General features: G+C 62.5%; 18 protein-coding genes. 15 read left to right on the top strand and 3 right to left on the bottom strand.

From position 1 onward, the window contains the following. Both APH30_RS18890 and sfsA read left to right on the top strand, forming a co-directional pair. Positions 1 to 726, top strand: a 726-nt coding sequence (locus tag APH30_RS18890; RefSeq protein WP_156326556.1) for an aminotransferase class I/II-fold pyridoxal phosphate-dependent enzyme, incomplete at its 5' end; no start/stop codon positions are given. Further along, complete coding sequence (sfsA, locus tag APH30_RS18885) at positions 726 to 1,439, top strand: DNA/RNA nuclease SfsA (protein WP_054913426.1); 714 nt, start codon at positions 726 to 728, stop codon at positions 1,437 to 1,439. The genes APH30_RS18890 and sfsA, both read left to right, overlap by 1 nt. On the opposite strand, the gene APH30_RS18880 is transcribed toward sfsA, so the two are convergent. After that, positions 1,429 to 1,746 (bottom strand): Rieske (2Fe-2S) protein, encoded by a 318-nt coding sequence (locus tag APH30_RS18880; RefSeq protein WP_054913425.1) that lies wholly within the window; start codon positions 1,744 to 1,746, stop codon positions 1,429 to 1,431. The two genes, sfsA and APH30_RS18880, sit on opposite strands and share 11 nt — an antisense overlap. A gap of 147 nt (positions 1,747 to 1,893) precedes the next feature. On the opposite strand from APH30_RS18880, the gene APH30_RS18875 reads away from it, so the two are divergent. Genes APH30_RS18875 through APH30_RS18860 form a run of 4 tightly spaced genes read left to right on the top strand, consistent with a single transcriptional unit; the run spans position 1,894 to position 5,515 of the window. Further along, positions 1,894 to 2,778, top strand: a complete 885-nt coding sequence (locus APH30_RS18875; protein WP_054913424.1) for a hemin ABC transporter substrate-binding protein — start codon at positions 1,894 to 1,896, stop codon at positions 2,776 to 2,778. Positions 2,779 to 2,828: 50 nt separating this feature from the next. Beyond that, the gene (locus tag APH30_RS18870; protein WP_177333755.1) at positions 2,829 to 3,812 is read left to right on the top strand and encodes an iron ABC transporter permease; all 984 of its coding nucleotides are present in this window, start codon (positions 2,829 to 2,831) and stop codon (positions 3,810 to 3,812) included. Beyond that, on the top strand, positions 3,812 to 4,579 hold the full coding sequence (locus tag APH30_RS18865) for a heme ABC transporter ATP-binding protein (protein ID WP_054913422.1): 768 nt from the start codon (positions 3,812 to 3,814) through the stop codon (positions 4,577 to 4,579). Before APH30_RS18870 ends, APH30_RS18865 begins: the two co-directional genes overlap by 1 nt. A gap of 51 nt (positions 4,580 to 4,630) precedes the next feature. Then, positions 4,631 to 5,515 (top strand): ChaN family lipoprotein, encoded by an 885-nt coding sequence (locus APH30_RS18860; RefSeq protein WP_054913421.1) that lies wholly within the window; start codon positions 4,631 to 4,633, stop codon positions 5,513 to 5,515. 180 nt (positions 5,516 to 5,695) lie between these two features. Here the strand turns inward: APH30_RS18860 and APH30_RS18855 are convergent, their stop codons facing one another. Beyond that, positions 5,696 to 5,974 (bottom strand): TfoX/Sxy family protein, encoded by a 279-nt coding sequence (locus APH30_RS18855; RefSeq protein WP_029886419.1) that lies wholly within the window; start codon positions 5,972 to 5,974, stop codon positions 5,696 to 5,698. A gap of 238 nt (positions 5,975 to 6,212) precedes the next feature. Then, a complete protein-coding gene (locus APH30_RS18850) occupies positions 6,213 to 7,775 on the bottom strand; it encodes a bifunctional aminoglycoside phosphotransferase/ATP-binding protein (RefSeq protein ID WP_054913420.1) in 1,563 nt (520 codons plus the stop codon). Between the two features lie 115 nt (positions 7,776 to 7,890). Between APH30_RS18850 and mrcB the strand changes: the two genes are divergently transcribed. The 9 genes from mrcB (at position 7,891) to msrQ (ending at position 17,753) form a co-directional block, all read left to right on the top strand. Further along, positions 7,891 to 10,212, top strand: coding sequence for a penicillin-binding protein 1B (gene mrcB / locus APH30_RS18845; protein WP_009685382.1), 2,322 nt, complete (start codon positions 7,891 to 7,893; stop codon positions 10,210 to 10,212). A gap of 15 nt (positions 10,213 to 10,227) precedes the next feature. Beyond that, positions 10,228 to 11,031, top strand: coding sequence for a tetratricopeptide repeat protein (locus APH30_RS18840; RefSeq protein WP_033690908.1), 804 nt, complete (start codon positions 10,228 to 10,230; stop codon positions 11,029 to 11,031). Beyond that, positions 11,031 to 11,363 (top strand): YqcC family protein, encoded by a 333-nt coding sequence (locus APH30_RS18835; protein ID WP_009685384.1) that lies wholly within the window; start codon positions 11,031 to 11,033, stop codon positions 11,361 to 11,363. The genes APH30_RS18840 and APH30_RS18835 overlap by 1 nt, the downstream gene beginning before the upstream one ends. Before the next feature lie 408 nt (positions 11,364 to 11,771). Then, positions 11,772 to 13,496 carry an acetolactate synthase 3 large subunit gene (locus APH30_RS18830; RefSeq protein WP_009685385.1) on the top strand — a complete coding sequence of 575 codons (1,725 nt, stop codon included), beginning with the start codon at positions 11,772 to 11,774 and terminating at the stop codon, positions 13,494 to 13,496. 1 nt (position 13,497) lies between these two features. Next, positions 13,498 to 13,989, top strand: coding sequence for an acetolactate synthase small subunit (ilvN, locus tag APH30_RS18825; RefSeq protein ID WP_003250040.1), 492 nt, complete (start codon positions 13,498 to 13,500; stop codon positions 13,987 to 13,989). A 56-nt stretch (positions 13,990 to 14,045) separates the two neighbouring features. Further along, positions 14,046 to 15,062, top strand: coding sequence for a ketol-acid reductoisomerase (gene ilvC / locus APH30_RS18820; RefSeq protein ID WP_009685386.1), 1,017 nt, complete (start codon positions 14,046 to 14,048; stop codon positions 15,060 to 15,062). A 150-nt stretch (positions 15,063 to 15,212) separates the two neighbouring features. Further along, complete coding sequence (pssA, locus tag APH30_RS18815; protein WP_009685387.1) at positions 15,213 to 16,064, top strand: CDP-diacylglycerol--serine O-phosphatidyltransferase; 852 nt, start codon at positions 15,213 to 15,215, stop codon at positions 16,062 to 16,064. 79 nt (positions 16,065 to 16,143) lie between these two features. Next, on the top strand, positions 16,144 to 17,157 hold the full coding sequence (msrP, locus tag APH30_RS18810; protein ID WP_054913419.1) for a protein-methionine-sulfoxide reductase catalytic subunit MsrP: 1,014 nt from the start codon (positions 16,144 to 16,146) through the stop codon (positions 17,155 to 17,157). Continuing rightward, complete coding sequence (gene msrQ / locus APH30_RS18805; RefSeq protein ID WP_054913418.1) at positions 17,157 to 17,753, top strand: protein-methionine-sulfoxide reductase heme-binding subunit MsrQ; 597 nt, start codon at positions 17,157 to 17,159, stop codon at positions 17,751 to 17,753. Before msrP ends, msrQ begins: the two co-directional genes overlap by 1 nt. Positions 17,754 to 18,050: the final 297 nt, after the last annotated feature.

The following is an 18,050-nucleotide window of genomic DNA, read 5'->3' as shown; positions in this document are numbered from 1 at the left end:
AACTACCAGTTGACCGCCGACCTGGTGCAGCGCTACTGGGACCAGGATACCGTTGGCGCCCTGGTCGCCTCGCCGGCCAACCCGACCGGCACGGTGCTGAGCCGTACCGAACTGGTCAGCCTGGCCAAGGCCACCCGTGAACGGCACGGCCACTTGGTAGTCGACGAGATTTACCACGGGCTGACCTACGGCATGGATGCGCCCAGCGTGCTGGAAGTGGATGACTCGGCGTTTGTCCTGAATAGTTTTTCCAAGTATTTCGGTATGACCGGCTGGCGCCTTGGCTGGCTGGTGGCGCCACCGCAGGCCGTGGCCGACCTGGAGAAACTGGCGCAGAACCTGTACATCAGTGCGCCGAGCATGGCACAGCATGCTGCGCTGGCGTGCTTCCAGCCCGAAACCCTGGCCATCTTCGAACAGCGTCGCGCCGAATTTGCCCGCCGCCGCGACTACCTGTTGCCGGCGCTGCGCGAGCTGGGTTTCCGCATTGCCGTTGAGCCGCAGGGGGCGTTCTATCTATATGCCGATATCAGCGCTTATGGCGGTGATGCGTTTGCCTTCTGTCGGCATTTCCTGGAGACCGAACACGTGGCCTTCACCCCGGGCCTGGACTTCGGTCGCCACCTGGCCGGGCACCATGTGCGCTTTGCCTACACGCAAAGCCTGCCGCGCCTGGAGGAGGCGGTGCATCGCATTGCCCGTGGCTTGCGGAGCTGGCAAGGCTGATGCTTTTTTCACCTGCACTCGAACACGGCCGCCTGCTGCGCCGCTACAAACGGTTCCTGGCCGATATCGAATTGGCCGGCGGCGAGCAGTTGACCATCCACTGCCCGAATACTGGCTCCATGCTCAATTGCATGCGTGAAGGCGGGCAGGTGTGGTTCAGCCGCTCCAACGACCCCAAGCGCAAACTGCCGGGCACCTGGGAAATCAGCGAAACCCCACAGGGCCGGTTGGCGTGCGTGAATACCGGGCGGGCCAATGCCCTGGTCGAAGAGGCGCTGCGCGCCGGTACGATCGCCGAGCTGGCCGGGTTCACGGCACTCAGGCGTGAAGTGGCGTATGGCGAGGAGGGCAGCCGCATCGACTTCCGCCTGGAGTTCGACGGTGCCCCAGCCTACGTCGAGGTCAAGAGCGTGACCCTGGGCTACCCCGACAGCCCGGTTGCGGCGTTTCCCGATGCGGTGACCCAGCGCGGGGCCAAGCACCTGCGCGAGCTGGCGAAGCTGGCCAGCCAAGGCATACGGGCGGTGCAACTGTATTGCGTCAACCTGACCGGCATCGACGCGGTGCGCCCTGCCGAGGAGATCGATGCCGCTTACGCCCAGGCGTTGCGTGCTGCGGTGGCGGGCGGGGTGGAAGTGCTGGCATACGGCACGCGCCTGGACCCGCAGGGTATCGTCATCGACCGCCGCTTGCCGGTGCTGCTCAACCCTTGAGCCAGACGCCCTGGGTGTCTTCATGGCAGCCCAAGGCCTGTAACTGCTCACCGTCACAGGGGCCGGCCACGCATTCGCCGCTCTCGATCAGGAACAAGGCGCCGTGATGGCCGCACTGGATCAGGCTCGCGCTGTCATCGAGAAACCGGTCCTGTGCCCAGTTCAACGGGATGCCCTTGTGCGGGCAGCGGTTGCGGTACAGGTAGACCTGGCCCTGGCGGCGCACGCCGAACAGTTGCAGGCCGTCTACGCTGAAGGCGCGTGTCTGGCCCTCGGCCAGGCTGGGTGAGGTACAAAGAAAATGCATGGCAGTACGACTCGTGAAACAGATGATGGCTTGACGCGTCAATGCGAATAATTATCAAATTGCCCGCATTCGCTGCGTCCGGCTTCCCATGGTGCGCAGTTCCGCCGCTCGCCACAAGGCGTGCAGCTCGCCTTCAGAAGGAACCCGATGATGCGTCGTCCCGTCGCTTTGCTCGCCTTGTGTGCAAGCCTTGTGCTCTCTAGCCAGGCCCTGGCGGCAGACCTGCCGCAACGCTGGGTCAGCGCCGGCGGCGCGCTGAGCGAGTGGATATGCGCGTTGGGTGGTGAAGCGCGGCTGGTGGGGGTGGACACGACCAGTCAGCACCCAGCTTCGTTGAAGTCGCTGCCCAGCGTGGGGTACCAGCGCCAGCTGTCGGCCGAGGGCGTGCTCAGCCTGCGCCCGGATGTGCTGGTGGGTACCGAAGAAATGGGCCCGCCGCCGGTACTGGCGCAAATCCGCAAGGCCGGTGTGCGTGTCGAGCTGTTTTCCAGCAAGGCCGAGCTGGCGGCGGTAGACAGCAACCTCAAGCAGTTGGGGCAACTGCTGGGGGCAGAACCCCAGGCCACTGCGCTGGCCGCGGGTTACCATCAGCAACTGCAAACCTTGCAGGCCAAGGTCCAGCAGGCCCAGGCGCAGCACAAGGCACCCGGGGTGTTGCTGCTGGTCGGGCACGCTGGGGCCAAGCCGCTGATCGCCGGGCATGGCACCGCCGGTGACTGGCTGCTGGGCCAGGCCGGTGGGCGCAACCTGGCAGAGCATCAGGGCTACAAGCAGTTCTCGAACGAAGCATTGGCTGCGCTGGACCCGGATGTGATCGTGTTTTCCGACCGGGCGCTGGCCGATGAGCAGGCGCTGCAGGCTTTGTTGAAAGAAAACCCGGCGCTGGCGGCTTCGCGTGCCGTGCGTGGGCAACGCCTGGTATCGCTTGACCCCACGCTGCTGGTCGGTGGGCTTGGGCCGCGCCTGCCGGCGACCTTGCAATCACTGGCAGCTACCTTCTACCCGGCAGCCAAGGCCAGCTTCGCCCAATGAAACAGCGGGTTCAGCCACGTACGTTGTTCATTTGCCTGAGCCTGCTGTGCCTGCTGGCGGTGTGGCTGTCGCTGGCGCTGGGGCCGGTCAGCCTGCCGCTGTTCGATACCCTGCGCGCGGGCCTGCGGTTGATGGGCCTGCCCGTTACCGCCGACGGCTTGCAGCAGGCTGAAATGATCCTTGGCCAGATCCGCCTGCCGCGCACCTTGCTTGGGCTGGCAGTGGGCGCGGTGCTGGCGTTGTCCGGGGTCGCCATGCAGGGGTTGTTCCGTAATCCGCTGGCCGATCCGGGTTTGGTCGGGGTGGCCGCCGGGGCGGCCGTGGGCGCGGCGCTCGCTATTGTCGGCGGGGCCTGGTTCGGCGGCCTGCCAGAGGCCGTTGCACCCTATTTGCTGTCGTTCTGTGCCTTTGTCGGGGGCCTTGGCGTGACGGCGCTGGTCTACCGCCTGGGCCGCCGCGATGGGCAGACCAACGTGGCCACCATGCTGCTCGCCGGGGTCGCGATGACGGCATTGGGCGGCGCGGTGGTGGGGTTGTTCTCTTACCTGGCCGATGACGCCACGTTGCGCACGTTGACCTTCTGGAACTTGGGCAGCCTCAACGGTGCCAGCTATGACCGGCTATGGCCGTTATTGCTGGTGGCGGCGGGCGTTGCACTGTGGCTGCCACGGCGGGCCAAAGCCTTGAATGCCTTGCTTTTGGGGGAATCCGAGGCCCGCCACCTGGGCGTTGATGTGGAGCGGCTCAAGCGCGAACTGGTGTTCTGCACGGCGCTTGGGGTGGGTGCGGCTGTTGCGGCTGCCGGCCTGATCGGCTTCATCGGCCTGGTGGTGCCGCACCTGGTGCGCTTGCTGGCCGGGCCGGATCACCGGGTGTTGTTGCCAGCCTCGCTGCTGGCTGGCGGTGTGCTCATGCTGTTTGCCGACCTGGCGGCACGGCTGCTACTGGCACCTGCCGAGTTGCCGATCGGCATTGTCACGGCCTTTGTCGGGGCGCCGTTCTTTTTGTTCCTGCTGGTGCGAGGGCGCAGCTGATGTTGCATGCCGAGGGCCTGCACTTGCGGCGGGGCAGCAACGAGGTGCTGCATGACATTGATCTGCAATTGCCCCCCGGCCAGGTGGTGGGCGTGCTCGGCCCCAACGGCGCGGGTAAGAGCAGCCTGTTGGGCGTGATGTGTGGCGAGCTGGTGCCAGACCGTGGGCGGGTGACGTTGCAGGGGCGCGGCCTCGGTGATTGGCCTGGACAAGAGCGGGCCCGGCGCCTGGCCGTATTGCCTCAGGTGTCGAGCCTGGGGTTTTCGTTCAGCGTCGAGGAAGTGGTGGCCATGGGCCGCATGCCGCACGGCACCGGGCAGCGGCGCGACGCCGAAATTGTCGAAGCGGCGTTGCAGGCTGCAGATGCCTGGCACCTGGTAGGGCGCAGTTACCTGGCGTTGTCCGGCGGCGAGCGGCAACGCGTGCACCTTGCCCGTGTGCTGGCACAGTTGTGGCCGGGGGAGCAGGGCACTACCTTGTTGCTCGATGAGCCGACCTCGATGCTCGACCCGCTGCACCAGCACACTACCCTGGAGGCTGTGCGCCGCTTTGCCGACCGCGGCGCCGCGGTGTTGGTGATCTTGCATGACCTGAACTTGGCAGCGCGCTACTGCGACCGGATCCTGTTGCTGGAGCACGGGCGTTGCCATGCCTTTGCCTCGCCTGAACAGGTGCTGACGCCGGCAGCGTTGAAAGCCGTGTACGGGATCGACGTGCTGGTGCAGGCACATCCTGAGCGTGGCCACCCGCTGATCATTACCCGTTAAAGCCGGCCCGATCGTGGTCGTGAGCGGCCGCTACCCATGGAGCTTCTGCCAATGCGACACCCGCTGTTGTCCGGTTTTTCGCTGTGCATGTTACTGGTATTGGGCGGCTGCCAGGCCAGCCTGCCACCGTTGCCTGCCTGGCAGAGCACCGAAGGGCGCACGCATGCCCAGCTTGGGCAGGTGGTCGATCTCGGCAGCGGGCAGGTAATCAGCCCGGACCAACTGGTGCAGCGTTTGGCTACCGCACCGCGAGTACTGGTCGGCGAAAAACATGACAACCCCGACCACCACGCACTGCAAGTGTGGTTGCTGCACGCCCTGCAGAGTCAGCGTGCCCAGGGCAGCCTATTGCTGGAGATGCTGCAACCTGAACAGCAGCCGCGGGTGGACAGGCTCAAAGGGCAACCCTTGCCGGCAGACTTGCCCAAGGCACTGGCGTGGCAGGAGGGCTGGGACTGGCAATTGTACGGGCCGATCGTGCGTGCAGCCCTGCAACAGCAGATCCCGCTGCTGGCCGCCAACCTTTCCCCAAGTGAAATGCGCCAGGCCTACCGGCAGCCGGCGCCATTGGCGGGCGAGAAATCCAATGCGGCGACCGTCAGGGCGAGCTTGCTGCAGCAGGTACGCACCGGGCATTGCGGGATGCTGCCGGAAAGCCAGCTACCGGCGATGCTGGCCGTGCAGCAGCAGCGTGACCGGCGCATGGCCGAGCGCTTGCTGGCGGCGCCGCAACCGGCACTGCTGCTTGCCGGGGCGTATCACGTGCGCAAGGACCTGGGCGTGCCGTTGCACCTGAGTGACTTGGGTGCGCAGGGTGCGAGCAAGGTGCTGATGCTGGCCGAGGTGGGCGAGAAGGTTGAAGCAGGTGAGGCCGATTACGTGTGGTACACGGCGGCGACGCCAGAGCAGGATTATTGCGCGCAGCTGAAACGATAAGACATGAGAACCTTGGGCAAAAAAAGACCCGGCAAGTTGCCGGGTCAATAACCGTGATTAGCCTGATGAGGAGATAATCTGAGAGTCCGAACCAGGGGCTCTTAGCTTATCCAACCAGTCTCGCGACCAGTTGTGATAATCATAACAATTCTCATTTAGCCGTCAATCCCCTTTTCGCGCTTATTTTGGATTTTTTTGCGCGGGGGTTTTCGCATCCAGTTGTTGGTTGAGGGCTTCCTTGCGTTCGAGTGGCAAATCGTTCCAGTGCATATCCAGCAGGGCGCCTTCTATGGCATACAACAGCACCTTCGATGCGCGAAACCCTCGCGTCTTCACGGCCTGGTATGCACCCACCGCACCCAGGCGGCGCAGATCCGATGCACTGTGAATGCCGGCCGCATGCAGCCACTGCGCAGAGGTCTTGCCAAGGTTTTTCAGATGCTGCAATTCATCGTTCATCGAGCCTCCTTGCGATGGCTGAACGGGTCATGGGGAGATAAATCGCGAGCAGGTCAGAGAGGAGTGTAGCGGGGGTTGGGGAATACGCGGCTTTTTGCCATCGGGGCGATGAGATGCCCAGTGCCGGCCTGTTCGCGGGCTCGCCCGCTCCCACAGGTTCGGCGCAGCCTTCAGGGGCTGTGGTTTACCTGTAGGAGGGGGCAAGCCCGCGAAGGGCCGGCCCAGGAAACCGGCTAGCTTACAAGCCAGGCAGACGCTGGCGAATTTGCTCGATCACCTGGTCCATGCTGCCAGCAGTCTGGGTGTCAACGTGGGTGCTCTGCACCAGCTCCTGCGTATCCAGCACCTCTCGGCTGGCCTGCTGCGCCTTGACCACCTCCAGGGTGGCATCCGACGGGTCGCTGTTCTCGGCCTGGCGCTGCTCCAGCCAGCTGGCGATCACCGCATCCGGCGCGTGGCAGTCCAGAATCAGGAACGGCACGCCAGTCTGGCTGGCGACCTCGGCCGCAGCCTGGCGCTGTTCGCGTTTGAGGTAGGTGGCATCCAGCACCACCGGGAACCCTGCCCGCAGTACGGTCGCGGCGACTTCGTGCAGGCGCCGGTAAGTGGCAGTGCTGGCCTCCTCGGCATAGATCCCGGTGCTGAGCTGGGCGGTCTCAACCTGCTGCTGTTCGCCGAACAAGCGCTTGCGCTCTACGTCGGAACGCACGCGCACCGCGCCCAGGGCCTCTACCATACGCATGGCCACGTGGCTTTTGCCCACTGCCGATACGCCGTGGGTGATGGCCAGCAGGCGCGAAGGGATGGCGCTGTAGCTTTCTGCCAGGTTGGCGTAGTTGCGGTAGGTGCGCAGGGTGGTGGCACGCTGCACGCCATCGGCATTGGCCGGCATGCTGAACAGGGCGACCTTGGCCCGTACCAGTGCGCGGTACGCCTTGTAGAAGTTGAGCAGCTCCAGGCCTTCGTAGTCGCCGGTCAGTTCCAGGTACTGGCTGATGAAGCGCCGGGCCAGGCACTTAAGGCCGCGGTCTTCCAGGTCCATCGCCAGGAAGCCGGTGTCGGCGTAGACGTCGGTCAGGCGGAACGGTTCGTTGAATTCGATGCAGTCGAAGATCACCACCTGGCCATCGATCAGCGTGGCATTGCCCAGGTGAATGTCACCGTGGCATTCGCGAATGAAGCCATTGGCCTTGCGTTTTTCCAGCAGGCCATGCAGCCGCTCGAAACTGCTGCGTGCCCAGGCTTGCAGGGCGTCTAGCTGTTGCAGGTCGGCCTTGTCGCTGAGGAACGGGCGAATCTGCTCGAAGTTCTGCTCCACCGGCGCCATGACGGCCTCCGGCGTGCCCAGTGGGTGCTCGACCGGTACCCGCGGGGCCTGCAGGTGGAATTCGGCAATCTGCCGGGCCATCTGGTCGATGTGCGTGGCGTTCAGTTCGCCATTGGCCTGCAAGGTGCTGAGCATCTGGCCTTGGGGGAACTGGCGCATCTTCAGTGCATATTCGATGGCCTGGCCTTCGCCGGCGAGCTGCGGCGCATCGGCGCTACCGGTGATCGGCAAAACGTCCAGGTACAGGCCGTCGGTCAGGCGCTGGTTCAGACGCAATTCTTCGTTACAGAAATGCTGGCGCTGGTCCAGGCCAGTGAAGTCGAGAAAGCCGAAGTTCATCGGCTTCTTGATCTTGTAGGCGTACTCGCCCGTCAGCAGCACCCAGGAGATATGCGTCTCGATGAGCTGGAACCCGTCCACGGGGTGGGGGTACAGGGCGGGGTTCTGCAACGCAGTGATAAGAGCTTGGCTCACGGCAAATCCTTCCGGGGGCAGGGAATTCGAATGCATCATTATGGTCAATGGTGCCGTCCCTGCCTACCGCCGGGCCGCCTGCCCAGTCTTTCCAAAGTGCGTATAATCCGCCGTCATGACCCGAACCCGAACTCCCCGTACCCCTCAAAAACGCCCGACCGGCCGCTCCCGCGCCTGGCTGGGCTGGGCTTTGAAGCTCAGCCTGGTAGGCCTGGTGATCGTCGCCGGCTTCGCGGTTTACCTCGATGCCGTTGTCCAGGAGAAGTTCTCTGGCAAGCGCTGGACCATCCCGGCCAAGGTGTATGCACGGCCGTTGGAGCTGTTCACCGGCCAGAAACTGAGCAAGAACGACTTCCTCACCGAGCTCGACGCACTTGGCTACCGGCGTGAAAGCGCGGCCAACGGCCCGGGGGCGGCCGCCGTCAACGGCAACACCGTCGACCTCAACACCCGTGGCTTCCAGTTCTACGAGGGCATGGAGCCCGCGCAGTTCGTGCGCGTGCGCTTCTCCGGCGATTACGTGGCCGGCCTTTCCGGGGCCAATGGCAAGGCGCTTGACGTGGTGCGCCTGGAGCCGCTGATGATCGGCGGTATCTACCCGAAAAACCTTGAAGACCGCATTCTGATCAAGATCGACCAGGTGCCCAAGTACCTGCTCGAGACCCTGGTTGCCACGGAAGACCGCGACTTCTACAGCCACCATGGCGTGTCGCCCAAGTCCATCGCCCGGGCCATGTGGGTGAATACTTCATCCGGCTCGATGCGCCAGGGTGGCAGTACCTTGACCCAGCAGTTGGTGAAGAACTTCTACCTCAGCAGCGAGCGCAGCCTCAGCCGCAAAGTGACCGAAGCGATGATGGCGGTGCTGCTCGAACTGCATTACGACAAGCGCGAAATCCTCGAGGCCTACCTCAACGAGGTCTTTGTCGGGCAGGACGGCCAGCGTGCCGTGCACGGCTTCGGCCTGGCCAGCCAGTTCTTCTTCAGCCAGCCGCTGTCGGAGTTGAAGCTGCACCAGATCGCCTTGTTGGTGGGTATGGTCAAGGGCCCGTCCTACTACAACCCGCGGCGTTACCCTGAACGTGCCCTGGCCCGCCGCAACCTGGTGCTCGACCTGGTGGCCGAGCAAGGCGTGGCCAGCCAGGAGGAGGTCGATGCAGCGAAGAAGATGCCGCTGGGCGTGACCAAACGTGGCAGCCTGGCCGACAGCTCGTTCCCGGCGTTCCTCGACCTGGTCAAGCGGCAGTTGCGCCAGGACTACCGCGATGAAGACTTGACTGAGGAAGGCTTGCGTATCTTTACCAGCTTCGACCCGATCCTGCAGATGAAGGCCGAAGCCTCGATGAGCGAGACGTTCAAGCGCCTGGCCGGGCGCAAAGGGGCGGACGAGGTCGAATCGGCGATGGTCGTGACCAACCCGGAAACCGGCGAGGTACAGGCCCTGATCGGCAGCCGCCAGGCAGGTTTCGCCGGCTTCAACCGCGCCATCGATGCCTCGCGGCCGATCGGCTCGCTGGTCAAGCCGGCTGTCTACCTGACCGCGCTGGAGCAGCCGAGCAAGTACACCCTGACCAGCTGGGTGCAGGATGAGCCGTTCTCGGTCAAGGGTGGCGACGGCCAGGTCTGGCGCCCACAAAACTATGACCGCCGCCCGCACGGCACGATCTACCTGTACCAGGGGCTGGCCAATTCCTACAACCTGTCCACTGCCAAGATCGGCCTGGAAGTGGGGGTGCCAAACGTGATCAAGACCATCGGCCGGCTGGGGGTGAATGTCGACTGGCCAGCCTTCCCGGCCATGCTGCTGGGGGCTGGCGGCATGTCGCCGATGCAGGTCGCGACCATGTACCAGACCATTGCCAACGGTGGCTTCAACACGCCGATGCGCGGTATTCGCAGCGTGCTCACCGCCGAGGGCGAACCGCTCAAGCGCTACCCGTTCCAGATCCAGCAAACCTTCGACCCGGGTGCCATCTACCTGGTGCAGAACGCCATGCAGCGAGTGATGCGCGAAGGTACCGGGCGCTCGGTGTACAACACCTTGCCGCGATCGTTGACCCTGGCGGGCAAGACCGGTACCAGCAACGACTCGCGCGACAGCTGGTTCTCTGGTTTCAGCCAGGATTTGCTGGCGGTGGTGTGGATGGGCCGCGACGATAACGGGAAAACACCGTTCACCGGCGCCACCGGTGCCCTGCAGGTATGGACCAGCTTCATGAAGAAGGCCGACCCGCTGCCGCTGGACATGCCGCAACCGGACAACGTGGTACAGGCCTGGATCGACCCCTACAGCGGCCAAGGGTCTGACGGCAGCTGTCCGGGAGCGGTACAGATGCCGTATATTCGCGGCAGTGAACCGCCCGCCGGCGCAACCTGTGGCGGTGAGCAGAATCCAGCTGAATCGGTCATGGACTGGGTCAAGGGCTGGATGAATTAAGCGCAGGCTGCATTGATGAGGTGTGACGTGAACAAGTGGCTGTTTCCTGCCGTGACGGCGCTGGCTGTGCTCCAGGGGTGCTCCAGCGTCCCGCGCGGCAATATTCCGGTGGTCGATTCGAGCACCCGCGTGTCGAACAGCGAGCGCGTGTCTGCCAACCGCCCGGCGGGTGGTTACAACGCTGGCACCGCCCAAGCGCAAACAATGCCTGAGGATTCCGGCGTCACCGTGATGATCCCGCAGGGCGCAGGCGCTTCGGGCATCCAGACCTTCCCGGCGGCCAATGGCGCGGCGCCGATCAGCACCGCGCCGATCACGCCGGGGCCGATCACTACCGGGCCGGCCACGTCGGCGCCCATGACCACCAACCCCAACCCGATCGCCGACGAACCGTTCGATATCGCGGCGATGAACAGCGCCCCACAAAGCACCAGTGCCCCCACCGGTATTCCGCGCAGCAACACGGCTGCAGGTGGCCTGGCGGCTGACGAGCAACTGGACGGCCCAGTACTGGCACTGCTGACCACCGCCACCACCCAGCAGGGCAGTGGCGATTTCAACGGCGCTGCTTCCAGCCTGGAGCGTGCCCAGCGCATTGCCCCGCGCGAGCCGCAGGTGCTCTACCGCCTGGCCCAGGTGCGTTTGTCGCAAGGCGATGCCCCGCAGGCCGAGCAGCTGGCGCGTCGCGCCCTGACCTACGCCAACGGCCGCCCCAGCCTGCAGGCCGAACTGTGGAACACCATCGCACAAGCCCGTGAAAAACAGGGCGATAGCGCTGGCGCCGCCTTGGCCCGGCAAAAAGCGCGGGTCAGTTCCTGATGATCGAGCAACGTATTCTGGACATCGCCGACCACCTGCTGCTGATCGAGCGTGAGCTGCAGGTGCAAGGCTGGTGGGAGGACGAGCCACCGAGCGACGAGGCGCTGGCCAGTACGGTGCCCTTCGCCGTCGATACCTTGCGTTTCGAGCAATGGCTGCAATGGATCTTCCTGCAACGCATGAAGATCATCATCGAGCTCGGCCAGCCGCTGCCAAATGCCTCCAGCATCCTGGTCATGGCCGAAACGGTGTTTGCCGACCGGCCAGAGCAAAGTCGTGAGCTGCGCCGACTGTTGGCAGCTTTTGACCAATTGATCGCTCCTTCTGCCTGATTTCTTCAGTTTTTTCGTCAAGGGCCGCAGATTGTGGCCCTTTTTTATGGAAATCTTATTAATTCTGCTGCTGAAGCGATTTTTAGTGGTTGCAAGAATTCATCTCGGGGAAAAATTGGCAATAATTTTTCTTGACTTGTGCGCGCCGAATCACAAGAATCCAACTTCCGCTTTAGAGGGACTGCCAGAAGCAGACCCGCTAAGCAGATCATGAGGCGCACACCCGCGCCGACCTGTTACACCCCGCAACGCGTTACCTCGCGCTGGGTGGGAAAACCCCGCAACACTCTGGGGCGCTCCCAATACTTGCTCAGTCAGTGCTGACGTTCGCTCATGCTCTGCTTGGCAGTAAACCTATTAAGACCCGTCCTGAAGGGGCGGTATTCTGGCGTTTTAGAGGTGAACAACGTGGAGCTTTTATCTGGCGCTGAGATGGTCGTCCGCTTCTTGCGTGACGAAGGCGTTAAGCACATCTACGGGTACCCTGGTGGTGCTCTCCTGCATGTTTACGACGCGCTGTTCAAAGAACCGGAAGTGGAACACATCCTGGTTCGTCACGAACAGGCGGCAACCCATATGGCGGACGGCTACGCCCGCGCCACCGGCAAGGCCGGTGTGGTGCTGGTAACCTCCGGCCCGGGCGCGACCAATGCCATCACCGGTATTGCCACCGCCTACATGGACTCGATTCCGATGGTCATCCTGTCCGGCCAGGTGCCTAGCACCATGGTAGGTACCGATGCCTTCCAGGAAACCGACATGATCGGTATCTCGCGGCCGATCGTGAAGCACAGCTTCATGATCAAGCACCCGACCGAGATCCCTGAAATTCTGAAAAAGGCGTTCTACCTGGCGCAATCCGGTCGCCCAGGTCCAGTCGTGGTCGACATTCCAAAAGACATGACCAACCCGGCTGAAAAGTTCGAATACGTCTACCCGAAAAAGGTCAAGCTGCGCTCGTACAGCCCAGCGGTCCGTGGCCACTCTGGCCAGATCCGCAAGGCGGCCGAGATGCTGCTGGCTGCCAAGCGCCCAATCGTCTACGCCGGTGGCGGTGTGATCCTGGGTGGTGGCTCCGAAGCGCTGACCGAAATCGCCAAGTCGCTGAACCTGCCTGTCACCAACACCCTCATGGGGTTGGGCGGCTTCCCGGGTACTGATCGCCAGTTCCTCGGCATGCTCGGCATGCACGGCAGCTACACCGCCAACATGGCCATGCACAATGCCGACGTGATCTTCGCCGTCGGTGCGCGTTTCGACGACCGCGTGGTCAACGGCCCGGCCAAGTTCTGCCCGAATGCCAAGATCATCCATGTCGACATCGACCCGGCGTCGATTTCGAAGATGATCAAGGCCGATGTACCTATCGTTGGCCCGGTCGACAGCGTGCTCAGCGAAATGCTCGGCATCCTCAAGGAAATCGGCGAGCAGCCCGACAAGGCCGCGCTGGATGCCTGGTGGAAGCAGATCGACGAGTGGCGTGGCAATGGTGAGCTGTTCCCTTACGACAAGGGCGACGGCAATGTCATCAAGCCGCAGAAAGTCATCGAGACCCTGTGCGAAGTGACCAAAGGCGATGCCTTCGTCACCTCCGACGTAGGTCAGCACCAGATGTTCGCGGCGCAGTACTACCGTTTCAACAAGCCGAACCGCTGGATCAACTCCGGTGGCCTGGGCACCATGGGCTTCGGCTTCCCGGCGGCGATGGGCATCAAGCTCAACTTCCCGGACCAGGACGTGGCCTGCGTGACCGGCGAAGGCAGCATCCAGATGAACATCCAGGAGCTGTCCACCTGCATGCAGTACGGCCTGCCGGTGAAGATCGTCAACCTGAACAACGGGGTGTTGGGCATGGTCCGCCAATGGCAGGACATGGCCTACAACGGTCGTCACTCGCACTCGTATGTCGAGTCGCTGCCTGACTTCATCAAGCTGGCCGAGGCCTATGGCCATGTGGGTATCCGCATCACCAGCCTGAAGGACCTCAAGCCGATGCTGGAAGAAGCGTTTGCGATGAAGGACCGCCTGGTATTCATCGACATCGCGGTTGACCGCAGTGAGCACGTCTATCCGATGCAGATCAAGGATGGCTCGATGCGTGACATGTGGCTGAGCAAGACGGAGCGTACCTGATATGCGGCATATCATCTCCCTGCTGCTGGAAAACGAACCCGGTGCTTTGTCCCGTGTGGTCGGCCTGTTCTCCCAGCGCAACTACAACATTGAAAGCCTGACCGTGGCGCCGACCGAAGACCCGACCCTGTCGCGTCTGACGCTGACCACCGTTGGCCATGACGAAGTGATCGAACAGATCACCAAGAACCTGAACAAGCTGGTCGAAGTGGTCAAGCTCGTCGACCTGTCGGAAAGCGCCCACATCGAGCGCGAGCTGATGCTGGTCAAGGTCAAGGCCACCGGTGCCCAGCGCGCCGAGATCAAGCGCACCACGGATATCTTCCGTGGCCAGATCGTCGATGTGACTGCCAGCGTGTACACCGTACAACTGAGCGGTACCAGCGACAAACTGGACAGCTTCATCCAGGCCATCGGCACCGCATCGATTCTCGAAACCGTGCGCAGCGGCGTTACCGGCATTGCCCGTGGCGACAAAGTGCTCAGCATCTGAATTTCAAAATTAGCGATGGCTCCGCAGGGGGCCGAGATATAACCAGGGGTATTTTCATGAAAGTTTTCTACGATAAAGACTGCGACCTTTCCATCATCCAGGGCAAGAAAGTCGCCATCATCGGTTACGGCTCCCAGGGCCACGCTCAGGCGTGCAACCTGAAGGACTCCGGTGTAGACGTTACCGTCGGTCTGCGTAAAGGTTCGGCTACCGTTGCCAAGGCTGAAGCCCACGGCCTGAAAGTTGCCGATGTTGCTACCGCTGTCGCTGCGGCTGACCTGGTGATGATCCTGACCCCGGACGAGTTCCAGGGCACGCTGTACAAGAACGAAATCGAGCCGAACATCAAGAAGGGCGCTACCCTGGCCTTCTCCCACGGCTTCTCGATCCACTACAACCAGGTTGTGCCGCGCGCCGACCTGGACGTGATCATGATCGCGCCGAAAGCGCCGGGCCACACCGTGCGCTCCGAGTTCGTCAAGGGCGGTGGTATCCCTGACCTGATCGCGATCTACCAGGACGCTTCGGGCAACGCCAAGAACGTCGCCCTGTCCTACGCCGCTGGCGTGGGTGGCGGCCGTACCGGCATCATCGAAACCACCTTCAAGGACGAGACCGAAACCGACCTGTTCGGTGAGCAGGCCGTACTGTGCGGTGGTACCGTAGAGCTGGTCAAAGCCGGTTTCGAAACCCTGGTTGAAGCTGGCTACGCGCCGGAAATGGCCTACTTCGAATGCCTGCACGAGCTGAAGTTGATCGTTGACCTCATGTACGAAGGCGGTATCGCCAACATGAACTACTCGATCTCCAACAACGCAGAGTACGGTGAGTACGTCACCGGCCCGGAAGTCATCAACGAAGAATCCCGCAAGGCCATGCGCAACGCACTGAAGCGCATCCAAGACGGCGAGTACGCGAAGATGTTCATCTCCGAAGGCGCCACCAACTACCCATCGATGACCGCCAAGCGTCGTAACAACGCTTCGCACGGCATCGAGATCATCGGTGAGCAACTGCGCTCGATGATGCCTTGGATTTCGGCGAACAAGATCGTCGACAAAGCCAAGAACTAAGTAGCATCGCAACATGAAAAACGCGGCTTCGGCCGCGTTTTTTCGTTCTGGCAGTCAGCATCTGGTATAAAGCAGACCAGTGGCCTGCCGTCAGAACCTGTTTCGCGGGCCCGTGTCGAACATTTTCCATCCTGTTGCAAGGTACCCTCCATGAGCGAACGTCCCGAAGAGCCGAACAAGCCCTCCGACGCCGAAAGCCTGCTACCGGTCGATGAGCACGTTGAAGAAGGCCATGACGCCGAAGGTCGCAAGGTGCGCCACCGCGGCATCTACCTGCTGCCCAACCTGTTCACCACCGCCAACCTGTTTGCCGGCTTTTATTCCATCATCAGCTCGATGAGCGCACAGAGCGCCCTGAGCGCTGGCGACCCGCGTGAAGCGAGCAAGTATTTCGCGTTTGCCGCCATTGCCATCTTCGTGGCCATGGTGCTCGACGGCCTCGACGGCCGTGTCGCGCGCATGACCAATACCCAAAGCGCGTTCGGCGCCGAGTACGACTCGCTGTCGGACATGGTCGCCTTCGGTGTGGCCCCGGCCTTGCTGGCCTTCGGCTGGGCGTTGGGTGACATGGGCAAGGTTGGCTGGATGGTCGCCTTCATCTATGTTGCCGGCGCCGCGCTTCGCCTGGCACGCTTCAACACCCAGGTCGGCACCGCCGACAAGCGCTACTTCATCGGCCTGGCCAGCCCGGCTGCCGCGGGTGTTGTGGCCGGCACCGTGTGGGCGTTCAGCGACTACGGTATTCAGGGCTCCAAGCTGTCGTTCCTGGTGGCGCTGTTGGTGGCGGCTGCAGGCATGCTGATGGTCAGTAACATCAAGTACAACAGCTTCAAGGAGCTGGACCTCAAGGGCCGTGTGCCATTTGTGGCCATCCTTGCCGTGGTGCTGGTGTTTGCCGTGGTGTTCAGCGACCCGCCGCGTATCCTGCTGCTGATCTTCCTCGCCTACGCGGCTTCGGGGCCTATCCAGTTCCTGCTCAAGTCGCGCCGCCGTAAAGCGTAAAAAACGCTTAACGCTGGAATAACCCGCCGGCTCCATAGTCTTACTGGTACGTCCGTTACCCAGTGCTATGGAGCCGCTCATGCTCATCAAGCTTCCCAGGTCGTCCGAGTGCAAGGCATCGGAGATCACCCCCGAAGGCATTTACCTTTCCCGTCGTACCTTGTTGGGTGGCTCGTTGGCCGGCCTGGCCCTGGGCGCATTGCCCAGTGTTGGTCGCGCGGCGGAGGCCAGCCGTTATGCCGATGTCGAGCCGGGCAAGGCTCCTGGCTGGTTCACGGAAAAGCTCGGCGCCACGCAGTGGCAGGCAGTCACGGCCAAAGGGGAGGCGATCACGCCGTTCAAGGACGCTACCCACTACAACAACTTCTATGAGTTCGGCCCCGACAAGGGCGACCCGGCGGCCAATGGCGACAGCCTGAAAACCGAGCCTTGGTCGGTTGTGGTGGATGGTGAAGTCGGCAAGCCTGGGCGCTATGCCCTGGAAGACTTCGTCAAACCCTACCAGCTTGAAGAGCGCATCTACCGGCTGCGTTGTGTAGAGGCCTGGTCGATGGTCATCCCGTGGCTGGGGTTCCCATTGGCTCAGGTACTGAAGCAGGTCGAGCCGACGTCGAAGGCCCGTTACGTGCGTTTTGAAACGCTGAAAGACCCGGAGCATATGCCTGGCCAACGCTCGGGCTTTGCGCTGATTGACTGGCCTTATAGAGAAGGGCTGCGGCTGGACGAAGCGATGCACCCCTTGGCGGTTCTTGCGGTAGGCATGTATGGCCGCGAGTTGCCCAACCAGAATGGTGCACCGCTGCGGCTGGTGGTGCCGTGGAAGTATGGTTTCAAGAGCATCAAGTCGATCGTGCGCATCAGCCTGGTGGCCGAGCAGCCCGGGACTACCTGGCAAGGCCTGGCACCCGATGAATATGGGTTCTATGCCAATGTGAACCCCACTGTCGATCACCCGCGCTGGAGCCAGGCGCGGGAGCGGCGGCTGCCTAGCGGGCTTTTCAGTCCCAATGTGCGGGAGACGCAAATGTTCAATGGCTATGCCGATGAAGTGGCCTCGCTCTATGCCGGGCTCGACCTGCGGAAGAACTACTGATGCGCTATCCCTGGTTTCGTCTGGCGATCTTTGCTGTGGGCTGCCTGTTCCCTGCCTGGTGGTTGTACGAAGCGGCAATGGGGTTGCTGGGACCTGACCCGGGCAAGATCATGATGGACCGGTTGGGGCTTGGCGCGCTGATCTTCCTGCTGGTGACCTTGAGCATGACGCCGCTGCAGAAGCTGACGGGGTGGTCGGGTTGGATCGTGGTGCGGCGGCAGCTGGGGTTATGGGTGTTTGCGTATATCGTGCTGCACATTCTCTGTTACCTGTTCTTTATTCTCGGGCTGGATTGGGGGCAGTTGGCGGTGGAGCTGCGCAAGCGGCCTTACATTATTGTCGGGGCGCTGGGGTTTCTTGGGTTGTTGGCGTTGGCGGTTACCTCGAACCGGTATAGCCAGCGGCGGCTTGGCGCGCGGTGGAAGAAGCTGCACCGGGTGGTGTATGCGGTGTTGGGGTTGGGGTTGCTGCATTTCTTGTGGATCGTGCGTTCGGATCTGCGGGAGTGGGCGGTTTATGCGTTTGTTGGGGTTGTGTTGATGGGGCTGAGGATTCCGGCGGTTTCGCGGAGGTTGGCTGGGCTGGTCAGGCGGTAGGGGGCGTTGTTGTGGTTGGGTTTAGGTTGGGCAATGGCCCGTCTATAGATAGTGGTGGGGTTGGGAGGTGTCCGCCACAACACATTCAGTGCCTGTGAGATCGAGCGCCGCCCGCGCGGCGCTTCGCGGCCTCAAAACAGCCTTCGCCTGGAATATTTCAAATAAATGAAATTAAAGGTTGACGCCCTCTCGAATCCCCTTATAATGCGCCCCACTTCCAGCGACAACGGAACGACAAACTCCTTGAGATTCAATGAGTTAACCGATTCGAGAGGCGCTGTAAGGGCTACGATCAAG

Source organism: Pseudomonas sp. NBRC 111127 (assembly GCF_001320345.1).
GTDB lineage: Bacteria > Pseudomonadota > Gammaproteobacteria > Pseudomonadales > Pseudomonadaceae > Aquipseudomonas > Aquipseudomonas juntendi.
Note: the sequence above shows the minus strand (reverse complement) of the source record. Positions and strands in the feature narration are given on the sequence as shown.